The organism is Mycobacterium kubicae (assembly GCF_015689175.1).
In the GTDB taxonomy this organism is placed as follows: domain Bacteria; phylum Actinomycetota; class Actinomycetes; order Mycobacteriales; family Mycobacteriaceae; genus Mycobacterium; species Mycobacterium kubicae.
In genome coordinates this window covers 3,749,140-3,767,170 of the sequence record NZ_CP065047.1, presented here as the reverse complement: position 1 = coordinate 3,767,170, position 18,031 = coordinate 3,749,140, and the positions used below count along the sequence as shown (strand labels likewise).

Annotated in this window: 17 protein-coding genes and 1 pseudogene; 14 read left to right on the top strand and 4 right to left on the bottom strand. The window is 63.7% G+C overall.

Annotated elements, in window-relative coordinates:
- Positions 1-78: 78 nt before the first annotated feature.
- Positions 79-834, bottom strand: a complete 756-nt coding sequence (locus tag I2456_RS17695; protein ID WP_085073315.1) for a response regulator transcription factor — start codon at positions 832-834, stop codon at positions 79-81.
- A gap of 483 nt (positions 835-1,317) precedes the next feature.
- On the opposite strand from I2456_RS17695, the gene I2456_RS17690 reads away from it, so the two are divergent.
- The 12 genes from I2456_RS17690 to I2456_RS17635 all read left to right on the top strand — a co-directional run bounded on the left by I2456_RS17690 (position 1,318) and on the right by I2456_RS17635 (position 14,308).
- The gene (locus I2456_RS17690) at positions 1,318-2,796 is read left to right on the top strand and encodes a multicopper oxidase family protein (RefSeq protein ID WP_085073314.1); all 1,479 of its coding nucleotides are present in this window, start codon (positions 1,318-1,320) and stop codon (positions 2,794-2,796) included.
- Positions 2,797-2,995: 199 nt separating this feature from the next.
- Positions 2,996-4,162 carry a PPE family protein gene (locus I2456_RS17685; RefSeq protein WP_085073393.1) on the top strand — a complete coding sequence of 389 codons (1,167 nt, stop codon included), beginning with the start codon at positions 2,996-2,998 and terminating at the stop codon, positions 4,160-4,162.
- Positions 4,163-4,312: 150 nt separating this feature from the next.
- Entirely contained in the window at positions 4,313-4,657 is a 345-nt protein-coding gene (locus I2456_RS17680) for an NADH-quinone oxidoreductase subunit A (RefSeq protein ID WP_085073313.1), read from the top strand.
- Positions 4,648-5,952 (top strand): hypothetical protein, encoded by a 1,305-nt coding sequence (locus I2456_RS17675; protein WP_241007751.1) that lies wholly within the window; start codon positions 4,648-4,650, stop codon positions 5,950-5,952. The genes I2456_RS17680 and I2456_RS17675 overlap by 10 nt, the downstream gene beginning before the upstream one ends.
- Positions 5,945-6,880 carry a complex I subunit 1 family protein gene (locus tag I2456_RS17670; protein ID WP_085073312.1) on the top strand — a complete coding sequence of 312 codons (936 nt, stop codon included), beginning with the start codon at positions 5,945-5,947 and terminating at the stop codon, positions 6,878-6,880. Before I2456_RS17675 ends, I2456_RS17670 begins: the two co-directional genes overlap by 8 nt.
- 3 nt (positions 6,881-6,883) lie before the next feature.
- Positions 6,884-7,447, top strand: coding sequence for an NADH-quinone oxidoreductase subunit J (locus tag I2456_RS17665; protein ID WP_085073311.1), 564 nt, complete (start codon positions 6,884-6,886; stop codon positions 7,445-7,447).
- Positions 7,444-7,746, top strand: a complete 303-nt coding sequence (locus tag I2456_RS17660; protein ID WP_085073310.1) for an NADH-quinone oxidoreductase subunit NuoK — start codon at positions 7,444-7,446, stop codon at positions 7,744-7,746. Before I2456_RS17665 ends, I2456_RS17660 begins: the two co-directional genes overlap by 4 nt.
- A gap of 7 nt (positions 7,747-7,753) precedes the next feature.
- Positions 7,754-9,586 (top strand): NADH-quinone oxidoreductase subunit 5 family protein, encoded by a 1,833-nt coding sequence (locus I2456_RS17655; RefSeq protein ID WP_085073309.1) that lies wholly within the window; start codon positions 7,754-7,756, stop codon positions 9,584-9,586.
- Between the two features lie 2 nt (positions 9,587-9,588).
- Complete coding sequence (locus I2456_RS17650) at positions 9,589-11,079, top strand: complex I subunit 4 family protein (RefSeq protein ID WP_085073308.1); 1,491 nt, start codon at positions 9,589-9,591, stop codon at positions 11,077-11,079.
- A gap of 21 nt (positions 11,080-11,100) precedes the next feature.
- Entirely contained in the window at positions 11,101-12,492 is a 1,392-nt protein-coding gene (locus I2456_RS17645) for an NADH-quinone oxidoreductase subunit N (RefSeq protein ID WP_085073307.1), read from the top strand.
- A 503-nt stretch (positions 12,493-12,995) separates the two neighbouring features.
- Complete coding sequence (locus I2456_RS17640) at positions 12,996-13,580, top strand: sigma-70 family RNA polymerase sigma factor (protein WP_139823068.1); 585 nt, start codon at positions 12,996-12,998, stop codon at positions 13,578-13,580.
- Complete coding sequence (locus I2456_RS17635; RefSeq protein WP_085073305.1) at positions 13,574-14,308, top strand: anti-sigma factor family protein; 735 nt, start codon at positions 13,574-13,576, stop codon at positions 14,306-14,308. Before I2456_RS17640 ends, I2456_RS17635 begins: the two co-directional genes overlap by 7 nt.
- 112 nt (positions 14,309-14,420) lie before the next feature.
- On the opposite strand, the gene I2456_RS29185 is transcribed toward I2456_RS17635, so the two are convergent.
- The 3 genes and pseudogenes from I2456_RS29185 to I2456_RS17625 all read right to left on the bottom strand — a co-directional run bounded on the left by I2456_RS29185 (position 14,421) and on the right by I2456_RS17625 (position 16,163).
- Positions 14,421-14,561 carry a cation transporter gene (locus tag I2456_RS29185; RefSeq protein WP_390639602.1) on the bottom strand — a complete coding sequence of 47 codons (141 nt, stop codon included), beginning with the start codon at positions 14,559-14,561 and terminating at the stop codon, positions 14,421-14,423.
- Positions 14,562-14,633: 72 nt separating this feature from the next.
- Positions 14,634-14,975: pseudogene (locus I2456_RS28610) on the bottom strand (metal-sensitive transcriptional regulator); the annotation flags it as partial.
- A gap of 792 nt (positions 14,976-15,767) precedes the next feature.
- The gene (locus I2456_RS17625) at positions 15,768-16,163 is read right to left on the bottom strand and encodes an ArsR/SmtB family transcription factor (RefSeq protein WP_085073304.1); all 396 of its coding nucleotides are present in this window, start codon (positions 16,161-16,163) and stop codon (positions 15,768-15,770) included.
- Between the two features lie 79 nt (positions 16,164-16,242).
- Here I2456_RS17625 and I2456_RS17620 point away from each other — a divergent pair, with 79 nt between their 5' ends.
- Together I2456_RS17620 and I2456_RS17615 are read left to right on the top strand one after the other, a co-directional pair.
- Positions 16,243-17,001 (top strand): AraC family transcriptional regulator, encoded by a 759-nt coding sequence (locus tag I2456_RS17620; RefSeq protein ID WP_174814234.1) that lies wholly within the window; start codon positions 16,243-16,245, stop codon positions 16,999-17,001.
- Positions 17,002-17,048: 47 nt separating this feature from the next.
- A complete protein-coding gene (locus I2456_RS17615) occupies positions 17,049-18,008 on the top strand; it encodes a sterol desaturase family protein (RefSeq protein WP_085073303.1) in 960 nt (319 codons plus the stop codon).
- Positions 18,009-18,031: the final 23 nt, after the last annotated feature.

The window sequence follows — 18,031 nt, the reverse complement described above, 5'->3', positions numbered from 1 at the left end:
ACAACAGCCGCACACTGATGCCAGCCCCCCGGTGACCCGCACGGCCATCGGGTCGACGTCGGTATTTGAGTGTCGTGTTCACCGGCCACTACCCATCCGGTATCCAACACCGCGAACCGTAATTACATAGCGGGGCTGGGCTGGGTCATCACCAAGTTTGCTGCGCAGATGCCCGACGTGCACATCGACTAGGTGCTCGCTGCCTATCCACGGCTCCCCCCGAATTGCTTCCAGGAGTTGGCGGCGGCTGAAAACGACACCCGGACGCGACGACAACGCCGCCAACACGTCAAACTCCGTGCGAGTCAACAACACCGGCTGCTGGCCGATATGAACTTCACGGCTTGCGACGTTGATTCGCAGCGCCCCGAATTCCCGCGGCGGTAATTCGTCAACAGAAGAACCGGCCGTGGTAGCAGCGTGCATCACTACATTGCGGGGCCGTCGCAACATTGCACGAATGCGCGCCATCAGTTCCCGCGGGCTGAACGGCTTGGTGACGTAGTCGTCCGCGCCCACGGAAAGCCCGATGACGGTGTCGGTTTCGGCGTCGCGCGCAGTAAGCATCACCACGTAGGCATCGGAGAAAACACGCAGCTGCCGGCACACCTCAAGTCCGTCGATGCCCGGCAATGCGAGGTCGAGAATGACGACGTCAGGGTCGAGCTCGCGGGCCAGCTTCAGAGCATCCGGTCCGTTAGCTGCAACACTGACTTCGAATTTTTCCTTCTCCAGGTAGCTGGCGACAACTCCGGCCAAGGCGGCCTCGTCGTCGACCACCAAGGCTCGATAGCACCCCGCGCCACCGGTCGGTCCAGCAGTCATGTTCTCCATGGTGTCATCGTGGCGGCTCTGCTGAGCGGTCAATTGTTCGGCCGCCGGCTAAAGCCATCTTGAGCAAATCTTGACAGAACCCACATCCATTCACCGCATCAACGCTGCAGGCTTATTGGGAAGGAAAGGTAGCGGATCGTGATGTGGTGGGGAGACTGGATCGATGCCACGGTCAGTGCGAGTGACTGCTTGGTGGTGGCAGCGCTGATGCTGGCGATCTGGGGCGCGGCGATTGCCGGCCTGGTGGCATTGTTTCGCGTCGGCTCGACCAGCGATGCTCATCATGATCACATCGCTAACACTCGGCGCCGTCGAACGGCGATCCTCCGTCAACCGTTTCGCGGGCGGCGAGCGGCTCCAACGAGTACTGCCGGGCTTCACCGTATTGAAGGTGGGCATTGACATGAGGAGCCAACGTAGAGGGCACATTTGGCAACCAAGGCCGGGGCTTCCGTGATCGCACCGTCTATTGATCGTGTGCAGATGAGCCGGCGTGCGTTCGTCGGCGCCACAGTCTTCGGTGGTTTGACGCTGGCCGCATGTGGCCGCGCATCCGGTCCGGCGGGCAACAACCTGGCCGCCATGGGCCCGGCGATCGCGGCTGCCGAGGCGGCACGGCCACATACCGGGCGCGTTGTCACGGCATCGTTGACACCGCAGCCTGCAACCGTGGACTTGGGCGGCACGTTGGCGCGCACCCTGGCCTATGGCACCGGCATCCCAGGCCCGCTGATCCGGGCCAACGTTGGTGATGAGCTTGCGGTCACCCTGGCCAACCGCCTTGACCACGCCACTTCCGTGCACTGGCACGGGATCGCACTGCGCAACGACATGGATGGCGCGGAGCCTGCGACGCCAAATGTCGAGGCCGGTAAGGATTTCACTTACCGGTTTTCGCTGCCCCATTCCGGCACTTATTGGGCACATCCGCATACCGGGTTGGACGCTGATTACGGGTTGTATCTCCCGGTGATCGTCGACGACCCGGCCGAGCCAGGAGGCTACGACGCCGAGTGGATCGTGGTTCTCGATGACTGGACCGACGGCGTCGGGAAAACTCCTAAACAGCTCTACGACGACCTGCGCGGGCCCGGTAAGCACAACATGGGCGACATGCCCGGCGTGCCGGGCATGCCTGGCGTCGCCGCCAGCGGACCGTTGGGCGGCGACGCCGGCGACATCAGCTATCCCTATTACTTGATCAATGGTCGCATCGCGGCCGCGCCAACTAGCCTCAGCGCCAAGCCCGGCCAGCGTATCCGAATCCGATTCATCAACTCTGGCTCCGACACCGCCTTCCGGGTCGCGCTGGCCGGACACACCATGACCGTCACTCACACCGACGGCTACCCAGTGCAGCCGACACAGGTGGATGCGTTGCTGATCGGAATGGCCGAAAGGTACGACGTCGTCGTCACGGCCGGCGATGGAGTGTTCCCGCTGGTCGCCTTGGCCGAGGGCAAGAATGCGGTAGCCAGGGCCCTGTTGTCTACCGCTGCCGGTAGCCCACCGGAGGCCGACTATCGACCGCCCGAACTCGACAGGCGCCTCGGCACGGTCGACCGTTTCACCGCAACGCCAGCCGTTGACTTGGGATCAGCCAAACCAGACACCACACTGTCCGTGGAGTTGACCGGCTCGATGATGAACTATGACTGGTCTATCGACGGGAAGCCTTTCCCGGATGCCCGGCCCCTGACCATCCGGGCGGGGCAGCGTGCCGCCCTCACCTTTACCAACACGACACAAATGTGGCACCCAATGCACCTGCACGGTCACACGTTTCAGGTCGTCAAGTCCGATGGCACCCCTGGTGCTCGCAAAGACACTGTCGCCGTCTTGCCCGGGCAGAAGCTCAGCGTCAACCTGATCGCCGACAATCCCGGAATTTGGATGCTGCACTGCCACAACACTTATCACCAGGAGGCTGGCATGATGACCAGCCTTAACTACGCGGTTTAAGGGAACGCGCATGTTTTCGAATACCCGGCCGGGATCGCTGGCAGCAGTGGAGTGCACCGGGCGCGCTGACAGAGAATGCTCGGTCAATGGGCGCGCTTGGGCGCGAGATGACGATTCTGTGGGCGCCCAGGCGACCAGCGCCGGCTATGCGGTCACCGGCACCACCGGCGCTGTCGTGGCTAGCTAAGGGAGGATGGCGATGGATTTCGGGGCGCTACCTCCCGAGATCAATTCGGCAAGAATGTATTTCGGGCCCGGCTCGCCGCCCATGCTGGCTGCTGCGGCGGTCTGGGACGAGGTGGCCGGCGCACTTCACTCCACAGCGGCGTCCTATCAGTCGGTGATCGCCGGGCTGACGGCCGGATCTTGGCTGGGTCCCGCTTCAGCGTCGATGGCGGCCGCGGCAGCCCCTTATGTCGCGTGGATGAGCACCACGGCGGCCCAAGCTGAGCAGACCGCTGCTCAGGCCAGAGCGGCCGCAGGCGCCTTCGAGGCCGCATTCGCGATGACAGTGCCTCCACCAGCGATCGCGGCCAACCGCAGCCTTTTGTTGTCGTTGATCGCAACCAACATCCTCGGCCAGAACACGCCGGCGATCGCGGCCACCGAAGCCCACTACGCCGAGATGTGGGCCCAGGATGCCGCCGCCATGTATGGTTACGCCGGCGCCTCAGCGTCCGCGGCGCAGCTCAGCACCTTCAATTCCCCGCCGCCAACAGCACACCCAGAAGCGGTTGCGCAGCAAGGCCTTGCGGTTGGCCAAGCCACCGCCACTTCGGCCAGCACCGACACCCAGGCGATGCTTTCACAATTTGTCGTGTCGGTGCCCACGGCGCTGCAGCAGCTGGCCTCGCCTACTTCGATGACGTCAACGCTGAGTTCCCTCAATCCCGTCCTCTCAGCGACAAGTTCGGCCGGGTGGATATCAAGCGCGCTGCTGTCGAACGCCAACCAGCTGCACAATCTGCTGCCAGCGGCCAGTACCTTGAGCCAGACGGCAGCGGCATCGAGCGCAACCAGCGGGCTCATGTCGGGTCTGGCCGGCGGCCTTGGCCAGTCCTCGCTCAGCAGCACCGCAGGACTCGGTGCAGCGGCGGTGTCAGCAGGTACCGGTCGAGCGGCGTCAATCGGAGCGCTGTCGGTGCCACCGTCTTGGACCGCGACCGCCCCTTCATTGAGTCCCGCCGCTGCGCTGTCCGGTACCGGACTCGGCGCCGCCTCAGCAGCCGAAGCGGGAGAGCCGGCGAGCGTGCTGGGTGGAATGCCGTTGGCCAGTCTGGAAGGCCGCGCCGGAGGCGGCATGGTTCCTGATGCCCGGTTCTTGGAGCGCCCCGCCATGGTGCCCCGCTGGTGGGGCGCCGAGTGACGGAACAAAGGACCGCGAGGCATGGCTCTGGACTGGCTGGATCGTCGCGCGTCTGCAGTCAATTCGAGACGCCGTTGATGGTCGTGTTTGATCATCTATGACCAGTAAATACTTTATTTCCTGATTACTAGCGCATTGTCGGGGGTTTGGATGTATGCGGGTGTGGCTTGGATGCTGTTGGTCGCGTGCACAGGTGTGCTGAGTGCTTATGCGCTGCAACGATTTACGGCTATCGACACTGATGCATTGTTGTCGCTGCCGTTTCAATCTGGTTGGCGGCCCCAGGAGCATGCGCTGTCCCGCTATCACGCGCGCTGGTATGTCGCGACACTGATCTTTCTGGCCTTCGACGTCGAGATGCTCTTCATGTACCCCTGGGCGCTGGTAGTCGCCAAGATGGGCGTCTCCGCAGTCGTGGAGATGTTCGTGTTCCTGGCGGTGCTGTACGTCGCGGTCGTATGGGCCTGGCGCGAAGGTGGTTTGCGATGGGCGTGAGCGCGTTGTTGGGCCGCATGGCTGCCCGCCGTGGGCATGTCATCCTCGTCGAGGTAAGCGGTTACTGGCAGCTGCGTGCCGAGGTCGAGCGCGCGCTGCTTTCCCGAGGGTGGTGTGTGGCAGTGTCATCGGCTGATGCCGACGTCTTGGCTGTGTGCGGCGTCCCAGGCCCGGAGACGACACACGCCATCGTTAAGGTTTGGGACCAGCTGCCGGGGCCAAGGGTCCGCGTTGACATTGCGGGCGCGGATGGAATCGAATCCGCGTTGGATCGCGCCGCAGCAGAAATCATTGACCAACGACGCCATGGTGACGACTTACGCGAACCGCCTAACGGTGATAACAACGCTGACATAAGCCATGGCCATCACGCGGCAATGAGCCATGGCGACCACGCACACGTGGACCACAGTGACCCTCATGCCGGCATGGACCATAGCGGCCACGCGGCAATGAACCATGGCGGCGACGGCGCACGCATGGACCACGGCGACCACGACGCCGGCATGGACCATCACCACGCGGCGATGAGCCATGGCGCCGACGGTGGCCACGGCGACACGAATCACGGTGCCCATCAGCACATGGGGCACGGCGAGATGGACATGGCGCCCGCCGGGATCGCGTTGGCGGCCGGAGGTCCGGACCGAGATGGCTTGGAGATGGACCAGCTGCACGTGCGTCTGGGGCCGGTGTTGAATCATTGGCCGGCGGGCATGGTGTTGCGGTGCACGCTGCAAGGCGACGTAATCACTGCGACGCAGGTATCGGTCATCGATGTTGAGCGCGTTGAGGGGCACAACGAGGGAATGGACAGCTGCCTCACTCACGTGGCGGCCCGACAGTGTGACCGCATCGTTGATGTGCTGGCGTTGGCAGGGTGGGCACGTGCCGCGGCCATCGCGCGGCAGGCACGCGATCTGCTACTCGATGAGCCGGACGTGGATCGTGCGCAGCCAATGCTGGCAAGACTTGACCGCACCGTCCGCCGGTCCTGGTTGCTGCGATGGTCGCTGCGAAACCTTTGTCCACTTGACGGTAAACGTCTGGAAGCATTGCGATTACCCGATTTCCTGGCGGGAGATGCCTACGACCGGCTGCTCACCCAGAGCGGGCACGTGCGGGGTCTGGTATCAAACAATTTGTCTCCCGCTCAGATTGCTATAGACAGTAACCGGATCATCGACGCACTCCCGGAGCTTGTGACCGGTCTCGACATGGCCACCGCCCGAATAGTCATCGCCGGTCTGAGTATTGACACCGCGATGACACATGAAACGGGGCCCTGTGGCTGAGTCGATTGCTGTCGTGCGCGGGGTGTGGGCCTTCGGCGCTGCGGGTCTGTTGGTTGCCCTTGCCTGGTATGCGGCCAGCCTCGACGCAGCACTAAGCGTGAGCGGCGGCCAGTCACATATCAAGGGAGCCAGAACACCGCTGTACGAGGCGGCTCGGCTGATGCGGCAACGTCGCCGTGTCACCGTCGCCGCCGACACGCTGCTGTGGAAGGTCGGTGTGGCGGGGCTGGTCGTCGTCGCGTTGTTGATGATCACCGTTGTGCCGCTTGGCCGCTGGGCATTGTCTGACCTCGATATTGGCGTCGTGTGGTTCAACGCGATGGATGTGATGGTCTGGGCGCTGGTGTGGCTTTCGGGATGGGGTCCGAACTCGGTGCATTCCCTCATTGGTGGTTATCGTTTCCTGGCTCACGGTCTGGGATACGAGCTCCCGCTGATGTTCGCGCTGGTCGCCCCGGCCATTGGCGCGCAAAGCCTGCGGGTCGGCGCGATCGCCTCAGCACAGCATGGCTTATGGTTTGCGGTGTGGATGCCGGTAGCCTTCGTCGTGTATTGCCTTGGCGTGGCTGCTTTTTCGGTGTGGGGCCCATTCAGCCCGGCGCTGGGCGCCGACATCGCCGGTGGTGTCGCCGCCGAACTGTCGGGAGCCGATCGATTCCTCTTCCAGTTCGGCCGGTATGCGCTGCTGGCCGCCGGCACCGCCTTCGCGGTGCCGATGTTCCTGGGCGGCGGCGCTGGACCACTGCTGCCGGACTGGCTTTGGGTCCTAACCAAAACCGTCGCATTGCTCACTGTGTTGGTGTGGCTGCGTCAACGTATCCCGGCATCGCGACCGGAGAAGTTCCTTGAAGTGGGCTGGATGGTGCTGCTACCGGCCGTCCTCGTCCAAGACCTCGTGGTGGCCGTTGTCGCTGTCTGGAGGATGTGACTGATGATTGTTGACGCTGTTTTCTTGGTGACAGCGGTGCTCGCCGTGCTCGCGGGCGCGGCTGTCTTCTGGGTGAACTCGATGGCGCGCGCGACATACGCGCTGGCGGTTTCGTTCATCGCCGTAGGTGTCGCGGTGCTGCTGATGCAGCAGAACTACGTCGGTGTCGTGATCATCTTGATGATGGTGATGGAGATGGCGATCATGGCCGTCTACATGGTCATGTTCATGGGCATGAATCCCGCGCTATTGCCGATGAGCATGGTGCACGACAAGCGCCGCTCGGCAGCGGCGGCCCTGGCCACCTTCGTTTTGCTGGCCATCGGCATCCTCATGGTTGATTGGCCCTCGCGGCGGGGACTGCCGTCGGCGGATGTCACCGCGGCCTTGGGTGAGGAGCTGATGGGTCCCAAGATGTTGGCCATGATTGTGATCAGCCCCGTGATGGTGGCCACCATCGTCGCCGGGCTGGTGCTGGCGACTCGGCGCACCCGCTACGACCGCTTCGGTGACGACCTCAAGCAAAGGCCCGCCCGCGATCCGCAGCCCGGAGGTGTTGGGGGATGACGCTGCAGACCGTGCTGCTGGTGGCAGCGGCGTTGTTCAGCGTCGGACTCTATGGCGCTCTGTCGCAGCAGGTGGTCGTCATGGTGATGATGGGCCTGGAACTGATGATCAACGCGATCATCCTTGGCGCGGCTGGGTTTTGGTGTTTCCTGGCGCCCACGCCGACCGGTCAGGTGCTGCTGCTGGTGATCATCGCCGCGATGACTGTGGAAATGGCGATGGGATTCGCGGTAGCGACGTTGTTACACCGCGACCGGGGCACCGACATGACCGACATGGCCGCGGACCTGTCGCGGTGATCTGGTGATGTCCACAGGGCCGCAGCTGTTGCTGTGGCTCCTCATCGTGGTCCCCGCCATGGTTGGGGTTGCATTGTTGCTAGGCTGCCGCGGGGAGCGGTTCGCCGCTGGTATCTCCCTTTCCGCGGCGGCGGTTGTCATGGCGCTTTCGGTCGTGGTCGCCGTCGCCCGCCCCGCCGCCGTGGTGGCTTTTGTGGACGGCGCCCAGTTCGGATTGCGAGTCGATGCCCTGTCCGCTGCGGTGATTCCCGCCGTGGCCGCGGTCACTTTGTTGGTGCTGGTGTTCTCGGCCGGTGATGTCCGCGACGACAGCGGCCGATTCCATGGTTTGATGCTGCTGTTCGCATCGGCGGTGATGTTGACCGCAACAGCTGCGACGCTGCCTGCGCTACTGCTGGGTTGGGAGGTGATGGGGGCGGCGTCGTACGCGCTGATCGGGTTCCGCTGGAAAGACCACGAGCCGGTGTCGGCCGGTCTGACGGCGTTCGTGACCACCCGCACCGCTGACCTCGGGCTCTATGTGGCTTCGGGCGCCGCTCTGGCGGGCGCCGCGGGACTTGCGTTGGCCGATCTGCCGTCCGCTCGCGGCGGCTGGCGAGACCTTGTCGCCCTAGGAGTCCTCGTCGCTGCCCTGGGTAAGGCGGCTCAGTTGCCGTTCTCCTTCTGGCTATCCCGCGCTATGGAAGGCCCTAGCCCGGTCAGCGCGTTGCTGCATTCGGCGGCGATGGTCGCGATGGGGGCGTATCTGCTGCTACGGGTTGAGCCGCTGCTGGCGGCGACCGGTTGGGCACCGATGGTCACGGCCTGGGTTGGGGGCGGGACGGCGGTGCTTCTGGGTGCGGTGGCGGTGGCGCAGCGCGACCTCAAGCAGTTGCTTGCGGCTTCGACTGCCGCCCAACTCGGTTTTGTGGTGATGGCGGCCGGCGTAGGGGCGATCGGCGGGGGCGCCGCGCAACTGATCGCCCATGCTTTCACGAAAGCCGGCTTGTTCTTGGCGGCGGGTGTCTGGCTGTCGCTGCTGGGCACCAAGCAACTCGAAGAATTGTGGGGGGTGGGCCGGCGTTGGCCGTTGGTAGGCTGGTGTGCCACCGTGGCTGCCCTCACGCTGGCAGGTCTTGCGCCGCTCTCATTGTGGGCAACGAAGGATGCGGTGTTGGCCGCGGCGCTCGAGCGATCGCCGCCGCTGTACGCGGTGGGGTTGGTTGCGGCGGCCTTGTCGGCCGCCTACGCCGCAAAGATTGTGGTCGTGCTGTGGCGTAGGCAGCCCCCGGCAAAGCATCAGCGAAATCTTCTGCCTGTCAACGGTTTTCGGCAAGTTCCGCTGGTGATCCTCGCGGTCGGTGCCGCAGGGGCCGGGGTACTGGCGTTGCCGCCGATCGGAACGGCGTTCGCAGGCCTATTGGATAGTGCGCAGACGCCGTCACCGACTCTCGTCGGGCTTGCCGGCTCGGGGCTGTTGGCTGTGGTCGTTGTGGTCATTGTGGTCCGCTGGGGTGTGCCCGAAACACATTGGGCCGCTGCATGGTTGGGCCTGGAACGCGGCGCGCACGCCTTGGTGGTGCGTCCGACCTTCAAGCTGGCTCACGTCTTGGCCCACTTCGACGACCAGGTGCTGGATCGGGCGGTGGAGGGCGCGGGCACCGCCGCCGTGCGCCTGGCGCAGCGCGCGGCGCGCATCGACGTCCGAGGCATCGATGCGGCGGTCGAGGCGGTCGCTACGCGAGTGCGGCGGCTCGCTGAGCTGGCCCGCAGACCGCAGAGCGGGCTGTTGCATCAGTATTACCTGGTCGCCGTCGTACTGCTCGTGGCCAGTGTCCTGCTTCTTGTGACGGTGAGGTAGCTGTGCTCAGTTTGATCGTTTTTCTGCCGCTGGCGGCCACGCTGGTTCTGCTTGCTCTGCCACGCCTCGGGGATGCTGCCGCGCGCTGGCTGTGGTTGGTGGTGGCAACAGCCGATCTTGCGCTGATCATTATGGCGTGGGCGCGTTTTGAGGTGCCCCGAGCCAATGCGCTGGCGTTCGAAGAGAAGGCCAGTTGGATCCCCGGAGTGAACAGCAGTTACCACATCGGTGTCGACGGTTTGTCACTGCCGCTGGTGGCCATGTCCGCGGTCATTTTCCTGGCCTGCGCCGTCTATGAGTTGCACGCCGCTCAGCGGCCGCGGTTGCAGGCGGCTTTGTTCCTCTTCTTGCAGACAGTAAGTCTGGGGGTGTTTGTCGCCGCTGATCTCATTCTGTTCTTTGTATTTTTTGACTTGTCAATTGTGGCAATGTATTTCGTGATCGCCGGATGGGGCCACGGTGAGGCGGGGCGGTCGGCGCTGAAGTTTTTCCTCTACACATTTCTTGGGTCCCTAGCGCTGCTGATCGGTTTCATCGGTCTTTACGTCGCTGCTGCCCCCCACACTTTCGACATGGTGACATTAACGGCCACTGCGCCTTTTGCCGGCAGCTCGCTGGCCGGTGGGCTGGTGCTGGTGGCGATTCTGCTTGGCCTGGCCGTGAAGACTCCGACGGTTCCGTTCCACACTTGGCTGCCGCCGGCACATACCGACGCCCCGGCCATCGGCTCGGCGGTGCTGGCCGGCGTGCTGTTGAAGATGGGAACTTATGGTTTCGTGCGGATCGCGATGCCGATGCTGCCGCAGGCGTGGCGTGCCTGGGCGTGGGTGGTCATTGCGGTCGGCCTGGTGTCGGTACTTTACGGCGCCCTGGTCGCCCTGGCGCAGAACAACGTCAAACGGATGATTGCCTACACCTCGATCAATCACATGGGTTACATCGTGCTTGCGGTGGGCGCCGCCGGTCTGATCTCACACGGCAGCGCGGATGCCCGCGGTGTTGCGGTGACCGGCGCGGTCACCCAAATGGTCAGCCACGGCCTAATCACCGCAGCATTGTTTCTGCTGTCCGGAGTGTTCTACGACCGTGCGGGCAGCTATGACATTGACGCTTACGGCGGACTTGCCGCGCCGGCTCCAAAATTGGCGGCGCTGTTTGCCGTCGGTGCGTTCGCCTCTTTGGGCCTGCCCGGCTTCTCCGGCTTCATCGCCGAATTTCAAATATTCACTGGCAGCATTGCCGTGGCCCCTCTCACCGCAGTCGCTTTGCCCGGCATCCTGATCACCGCCGCTTTATTTCTACGCGCGCTACAACGGGTGTTCACCGGCCGTATTAGCGGCCACTCGGTGGGCTTCGACGATGTGAATAACTATCAATTAGCCTCCGCATCAATTCTTTTGGCTTTATCCGTCGCCATCGGCATCTTCCCGCGGCCGCTGCTGGACGTGATAGAACCGACCGCCCACGCCCTCATCGGCTTGGTCGGGAGGTAGTCGTTGAATACTGAGACCGGAATGCGGCCGCTGCTGATGCTGCCCGAGATGCTGCTTTTCGGGGGCGGGCTCGTGGTGTTGATCGCGGGGTCATTCCTGCCTCGACAACGGCTTTCATGGACCCGCGGTATCACCGCTACCGTGCTGGCCGCAGCGTGTGTTGCGGCCGCGGTAGGCATGGCCGGCTCGGACCAAGCGGCCTTCGACGGCACCTTCGCTGGCGATCACATCACCGCGGTGTCGCGCATCGTGGCCGCGACCGGGGCGCTGCTGGTGGTGCTGGTAGCCGGCGGTGAAATCGGCGGTTCTGCGCGCGAAGCCGAAACCTATGCGCTGGTTCTGTTTTCCACCACGGGCACTGTGATTGTCGCCGCAGCGGACGACATGCTGGTCTTAGCCACCGGATTCCTGCTGGCAGGCATCCCGCTGTATGGGTTGATTGGGATGCGGCAGCATCCGAATGCCGCGGAGGCGGCGATGAAAACCTACTTGCTGGGTGCGTTGTTCAGCATCATGCTGCTACTCGGGATCACCATCCTCTACGGTCTCACCGGATCCACCCGATACGACCACCTCGCCTCGGCACTCGGCGGTGCACCGTTCCCCGCGGTAGTGACCGGTGTGGTAGCGGTGATCGGCGGGCTGATGTTCGAAGCTGGCGGTGTGCCCGCCCACTTCTGGGTTCCTGACGCCGCTCAGGGAACCAGCGGCAGCGCGGCGATGTTCTTGACGACCGTGCCCAAAGTTGGTGCTGTTGCGGCGATCTATCGGGTGAGCACCATTTTGCCCGCCGCGACGAACTGGTCATTGCTTATTTCGGTCTTCGCTGTCGCCAGCATGACTTTGGGAAATCTGGCGGCCTACGGGCAGCAGGACCCGCGCCGCTTGCTGGGCTGGTCGACGGTAAGTCAAGTCGGTTTTCTACTCGTGCCGATCACCGTGCTGGGGCGCAGCGAGCTTGCTCTTCCGTCGCTGCTGTTCTATCTCGCCGGATACACCCTGACGAATTGCGCTGCATTCGCTGTCAGCACCGCACTGCCTGACCGCCGCAGCCTCACCTCCTACCGCGGGCTCGCCCGTGGTAGGCCCTGGTTGGCTGGCGCGCTGGTGGTTGCACTTCTCGGACTAGTCGGGACCCCGCCGACCGCCGTCTTCGTCGGGAAACTGACTACCGCTATCGCGGCGTGGGACGGCGGGTTCCCGTGGCTGGCGGTCGCCGTTTTCGTCAATAGTCTCATCAGCCTTTTCTATTACTTGCGGTGGATCATTCCGTCTTTCCAAGTGCCCCTTGCAGGCAAGACAATCGACCGCTTCCCCGCGGAGAAGTGGTCAGCGCGTGTGGCGGTCACGGCCGCTGGACTCAGCGTGGTGCTTGGCGTTGCCGCTGGTGCGGTATGGCCGCTGTTGGCATAACGACCGGTCCGCAGGCCAACGTCACGTTGCTCGAACCGCGGTTGCTGACAACGCTATTGCTTTCGCATAGGCAGGGACCGGTCCTCCCTCGCCTGGAGATCACCGCCGCCGGGTGCTGACTCGAACCGCTGGAGCACGCCGTCGTCCGCAACATCCCGCACGCCGGAGACGGGTTCCTAGCGCTGCCGAGCGTAGGGCCGCCAGGTGGCCTACGCCGCTTGATGAATCGAAGATGCCAGACCTTGGCCGGCAATGCCCATAGCGAAGGTCTCGGCAGCACGTTTTGGCTATTCACTGTCACCGGCGATGTGGCCAGCGCGCCGAGAGTTCAGCGTTCGACCCTCCCCGGAAAGGGGGCGATGACGTCGTGTTGTGGTGCCTGACATCTGCGCCCAGCCAGGCCCTCAATCGGAATCTGAATTTGAACCAGAAACGTGTCGGCCTCGTTGCCAAAGTGGGAGGTGATCGAGTCCCCGGAGTTGCCGACAAGGGTGATCCGGCAAATGGCGGTCATGAAAATTCTTGATGCCAACCGCGCTACGGTCGTGTGGCGTTGCGCCCCGCAGTTCACTAAACACACGGGCGGCACCCTGCACGTCGTCGATGGAACGCGGACGCACGCATGGCAGAAATCAATAATCGTCGCTTACGCTAAGCGGTCGTTACTGGCTCGGCTTTCAACGATCCCCGGCAACGGATTCGATAATGAGCGACGCTGCACACGGTCGCACCACGTGCGGAGTTGCACCGACTTCATGAGCAGCCCACAGCATTCGGCTCGTGAGGGCAAGGACGCGACGCCAGAGCAGCTTCTAATCGCCGCAGCGATGAACCAATCATCGACCGAACATGGCGCAGTGTTCCGGCGTTTCGCAAACGAAGGACTTCAGTATGGATTGGCCATAATTTCAGATCCGCCGAACGAATGGCTTGCGTCGCAATCGATGCTGTCGTCTGCCCGGTTGCCTTGGGCTACGGCATACCGATTACGGCTCGGCGCCGAAGTTGCGCGACGGCTTAGGCCATTGATCTACGTATTATTAAGTCCGAACGACGTGATGATGACCGCCGAGGAAGCGCTATGTTGACCCCGCGAAGCGAACTCGGACCGACCGGGGACTCGAATGCGTTCGTCAATGGTGAGCACCGTCAATCGATGTGGGATGCCGCCTACGTATTAGGGTCGCTATCCGCTGCCGAGCGGCGTGAATTCGAAGCGCACATGGCCCACTGCAAAACCTGCCGGCGTGCCGTCACTGAACTCAACGGCATGCCGGCCCTGCTATCGCAGCTCGACTGCGCCGAGGTAGCTGCGATCGACTGCTCTGGCCGCACATCCGGGGTTCCCCAGGTGCTGCCGAGTTTGTTGAGTGTGGTGCGTCGGCGCCGCCGCCGTACTCGCCAGATGACGTGGACAGCCTCAGCCGCCGCGGCCGTCATGCTGGTTATCAGCCTGTGGGTCTGCATAGCGGCGTATCCGACATCAGCACCGCCGCGGGAGGCGGTGTCAGCATCGCCGATGGCTCAGGTCGGAACCAGCCTTTTGGCGTCTACGGTAACGCTGAGCAGCCAGCAGTGGGGAACACTCATCTCGTTGAAGTTCGTCTGCACGGCGCCGCTGAATGCGCACCAAGACGCGGTGGCGCTAGTCGTTTTGGGCCGTGATGGTAGCCAAACCCGGCTAGCGACCTGGGTGGCTATACCCGGCCATGCGGCGGCGCCCACCGGCAGCATCTCGATGCCGGTCGGCCAAATCGCGGCAGTGCAAGTGGTATTGGCCGACAATGGCCAGGTGATGCTGCAGCGCTCGATATAGGAGATCTGACCGCTCACTTCCGTAGAAGGACTGCTCGCCGGAGGTGCGTCTCGTGTGCAATCCGCCGACGGCAGCGCGAGGCGATGACGTTCAGTTTTCCTACGGCCAGCGATCACGCGTCCGCAACGTGATAGCCCTGTTCCTCGATCGTCTCGACCAGCACTCGGGCGGGTGCTCGGCCGTCGTGATGGACGGTAATCGTTTTTGCGGATAGGTCGACCTCGACGGCGGCCACGCCCACGATGGGCGCCACAAAACCTTCAAGAGCTGCCTTGCACGACCGCGACGAAATCCCAGGAAGCGTCAAAATCGTTGTCGTCAAACGCGGTGCCGGTGCGAATTCTCCCGCCTCTGCCAACCCAGTCCCCATGAACCGAGCGTTCGAGACCGTGAAGGCTGCAGTGAACTTCACCGCGCCGACCAATTCTTCAATGGCCGCCTGTCCACCGCCGCTTCGCACGGCATCCGACACGTACCACTCCAAATGATCGTGCAACAGCACGCGGTCCACACGTTCCAACGAGGCCTGGATCGCCGAAATCTGCTTCATCACATCTACGCAATACGCGTCCGACTCAAGCATGCGGATGATGCCGTCCAAGCCGCGCCGAACGGACTTCACGCAATTCAGCGCGGCGCGCTTCTTGTCAGTCAACTTCGGCCTCATAACTCCTCATCGTTTTGCGCGATTGTTGGGTAAGTCGACGATCCACGTCGGGGTGATAGGTGATGCGTGTCTTGGGTTCGTCCGTTTAGGGGACACGCTACCTACGATTCTACTAAGTAGATCAGTAGGAGACTAGGGGAAAAGCATTGCTGCTTGCGCAAGCCGCCGGTTGGCAGCCAAAGGGCACCGCGGCAGGCGCGGCGCGAAGGTTCCGTTCCGTGTCTCCAGGTTGCGCGTACAACGCCGAAATAAGAAGGGAGAGCGCGTCAACGGCTTATCAAGTGTGGAATCCATCCTCTGTCATGCCGCGCGTGTTGAGGAGCGGTTTCGCGAGAACATGTAATCTTCAGCATGGTCGCTGCCTTAAGGGTCCGGCTGGCTGCGAAGACAACGATATTCAAAACTGGAGGCCCAGTCGCACAACGGGATCGACGATCGTCCTGCCATACGGACGGGTGGTCACCTTTCATACTGATTGACCCGCTGCAGGTCAGGTGGGACTCGGCCTCAACACGGCCCTGAGGTGGCGGTGGGCCGACCCCGCCACGGGCCTCGTTGTGGCGTGATCGCAGCCTGGTCCGGCCACGAAGCCTGGCAAGAGGCCCACCAACACGCCGGCTAAGACGGTGATCGACAGGTGGCGCAGTCGCCTGTCCGGCGGATGATCAAAGCAGCTAACAACAACACCCCAGAGGCGGCGGCGAACTGCAATTCCCGTAGCTCCCAGGGCTTTTCGGGCTCGCCTCCGCCGCCCCGCCGACGCCGGGTTCGTCGGTGTCGCAGCCGCATGCGTCACTCATCGCGTGGTCTCATCCTCGGCAGATTGGCTGGCGGTGGGCCGCAAGTAGGGCACAACGCCACCGCGTTGCCGGTGGCGGCTAGCAGCGTTTCGGCGGCGGCGAACAGGTCCATCAGCTCGGGCCGGGTCAGGCTGTAAAACATCTGCCGGCCCTCGGCCCGGCCCACCACCAGGCCGCAGTCACGCAGGCAGGACACATGCGTGGAGACGGTGGACTGCGGCAACCCCAGTTCCCGGGTCAAATCCACCACCCGGGCCTGCCCGCCGGCGAGCCGTCGGGTGATTGCCAGCCGGGTCGGATCCGACAGGCTGTGAAACAACGCCACGGCCCCCTTCAGGCCCTCCCGCCCCGACTCGACGGTGTCTGACCCCGCACTATCCATCGGCATAAACCGATGATAGCGTAGATAGTCGCTGATCGAAAGGCATCGGCTTCAGCGGGAAGGAGTGGTCGGTGTGTCCAGGTGTGTGACCGCTTCCCGGTCACCGCGTGCCGGGTGGGCGGGTACCGCGCTGCTGCGGCCGGGGGTGTTGGCGTTCAGTGGCGCGATAGGCCCCACCGACACCCACTCTCATCACGCGGTGCAGGTCATCCTCGCCGACACCGCGATCACGATGACTGACGACGAAGGTGCATCGCACGGTGGCACCCGCCTGGTCGTTGCGGCCGACACCGCACACCGCATCGAAACCGGCGCCGCGGAAGGGGCGATCGTGTTCCTTGACCCCGACACCGCGGCGGGCCGCGCCGCGAACCTCGCCGGCCGCATCGCATGGCCCCAACCCTGCTTGCTGGCCCACCTGGAGCTGCCCGTGACACCGGTCCCAATCGTCGCGGCCGACGTGGTGGCCCACTTTCATGACGCCGCGGCCTCGAGAGGTGGGTCGCGCCATCCTGCGGTGACCGCGGCGCTGCGGCAGATGCGCGACATGATCGGCGGCGGGCCGGTGCGCACCAGTGATGTCGCCGGCCGTATCGGCTGGTCCACGGCCCGGCTGACGCACCTGTTCACCGATCAGGTTGGGTTGCCGCTGCGGCGCTATGTGCTGTGGCTGCGACTGATGACGGCGTTGCGCGCGGTCGCCGATGGCGCGGATCTCACCGCCGCCGCCCACGCCGCCGGGTTCGCCGACAGCGCCCATCTGACCCGAACGTGTCGCGCCATGTTCGGCCTTGCCCCCTCGGCGCTGTACTACACCGTGCAGCTGATCGTCGATGATGTGTAGCCGAATCGTTCAATCCGTCCCGGCCGTACCGCGGCGAGACTCAAGACATGACCGCCATCAACGTCCCACCAAAAGCCCTGAGGCAGACGCTGATCCGCTATGGATACGCGCCCTTCATGCTGGTTGGCCTCAACGGCGCCGCCATCGGCCTCACCGCCTACGGCGCACCGAAATACCTGCTGCTGCTCGTTGTGACCGTCGGGATCGCCGCGTCGTTTGTGGCTGAACGGGTGATCCCCTACGACGAGTCGTGGAACCGCGACCAGGCCGACAGCTGGCGCGACCGCATCCACGCCGCGGTCAACGAAACCCTCATCGTGGCCAGTGTGGCCGCTATCCCCATGTTGGCTGCTGTGGTGCCCGCCGCCGAGATTTGGCCCAGCCATTGGCCGTTCGTCACACAGTTGGTGATCGCGATCCTGGTCGCCGATCTGGGCATCACGTTGGTGCATCTGGCCAGCCACAAGATCGCGGTGCTGTGGCGGTTTCACGCTGTGCACCACAGCGTGACCCGCTTTTACGGGCTCAACGGTTTGATGAAGCATCCGCTGCACCAAAGCATCGAAATGGCTGCCGGTGTTGCCCCGCTGATTCTGCTCGGGCTGCCGGTCAACGTTGCCGCAGCGCTGGCCACCGCCACCGCGATCCAGTTGCTGCTCCAGCACTCCAACGCCGACTACCGCGTCGGGCCGGCCAAATACCTCCTGGCACTCAACGAGGGGCACCGCTTCCATCACCTGAAGTGGGCCGGCGTAGGCGACGTCAACTTTGGCCTATTCACGTTGATGTGGGATCACCTGTTGCGCACGTTCTCCTACGACCCGCATCGCCGGTTCAGCACCGATCAACTCGGCATGGCTGCCAAACCCGACTACCCCAGCGGCTACCTCGACCAGCTGACCTATCCCTTCACCGCTGCTGGGGGATGCGAGTTCACAAACCCCGAGAAGCGCACAAACACTGCGCGAACTCACCTGCGCTCATACGGAGGCGGTCATGCCTGGTGAAGATAGCGTTCAAACTTCAGACA

Bases quoted from the DNA above. Each gene is read 5' to 3' on its own strand.
- I2456_RS17695 (WP_085073315.1), bottom strand. From the start codon at position 834: ATGGAGAACATGACTGCTGGACCGACCGGTGGCGCGGGGTGCTATCGA.
- I2456_RS17690 (WP_085073314.1), top strand. From the start codon at position 1,318: ATGAGCCGGCGTGCGTTCGTCGGCGCCACAGTCTTCGGTGGTTTGACG.
- I2456_RS17685 (WP_085073393.1), top strand. From the start codon at position 2,996: ATGGATTTCGGGGCGCTACCTCCCGAGATCAATTCGGCAAGAATGTAT.
- I2456_RS17680 (WP_085073313.1), top strand. From the start codon at position 4,313: ATGTATGCGGGTGTGGCTTGGATGCTGTTGGTCGCGTGCACAGGTGTG.
- I2456_RS17675 (WP_241007751.1), top strand. From the start codon at position 4,648: ATGGGCGTGAGCGCGTTGTTGGGCCGCATGGCTGCCCGCCGTGGGCAT.
- I2456_RS17665 (WP_085073311.1), top strand. From the start codon at position 6,884: ATGATTGTTGACGCTGTTTTCTTGGTGACAGCGGTGCTCGCCGTGCTC.
- I2456_RS17660 (WP_085073310.1), top strand. From the start codon at position 7,444: ATGACGCTGCAGACCGTGCTGCTGGTGGCAGCGGCGTTGTTCAGCGTC.
- I2456_RS17655 (WP_085073309.1), top strand. From the start codon at position 7,754: ATGTCCACAGGGCCGCAGCTGTTGCTGTGGCTCCTCATCGTGGTCCCC.
- I2456_RS17645 (WP_085073307.1), top strand. From the start codon at position 11,101: ATGCGGCCGCTGCTGATGCTGCCCGAGATGCTGCTTTTCGGGGGCGGG.
- I2456_RS17640 (WP_139823068.1), top strand. From the start codon at position 12,996: ATGGCGGTCATGAAAATTCTTGATGCCAACCGCGCTACGGTCGTGTGG.
- I2456_RS17635 (WP_085073305.1), top strand. From the start codon at position 13,574: ATGTTGACCCCGCGAAGCGAACTCGGACCGACCGGGGACTCGAATGCG.
- I2456_RS17625 (WP_085073304.1), bottom strand. From the start codon at position 16,163: ATGCCGATGGATAGTGCGGGGTCAGACACCGTCGAGTCGGGGCGGGAG.
- I2456_RS17615 (WP_085073303.1), top strand. From the start codon at position 17,049: ATGACCGCCATCAACGTCCCACCAAAAGCCCTGAGGCAGACGCTGATC.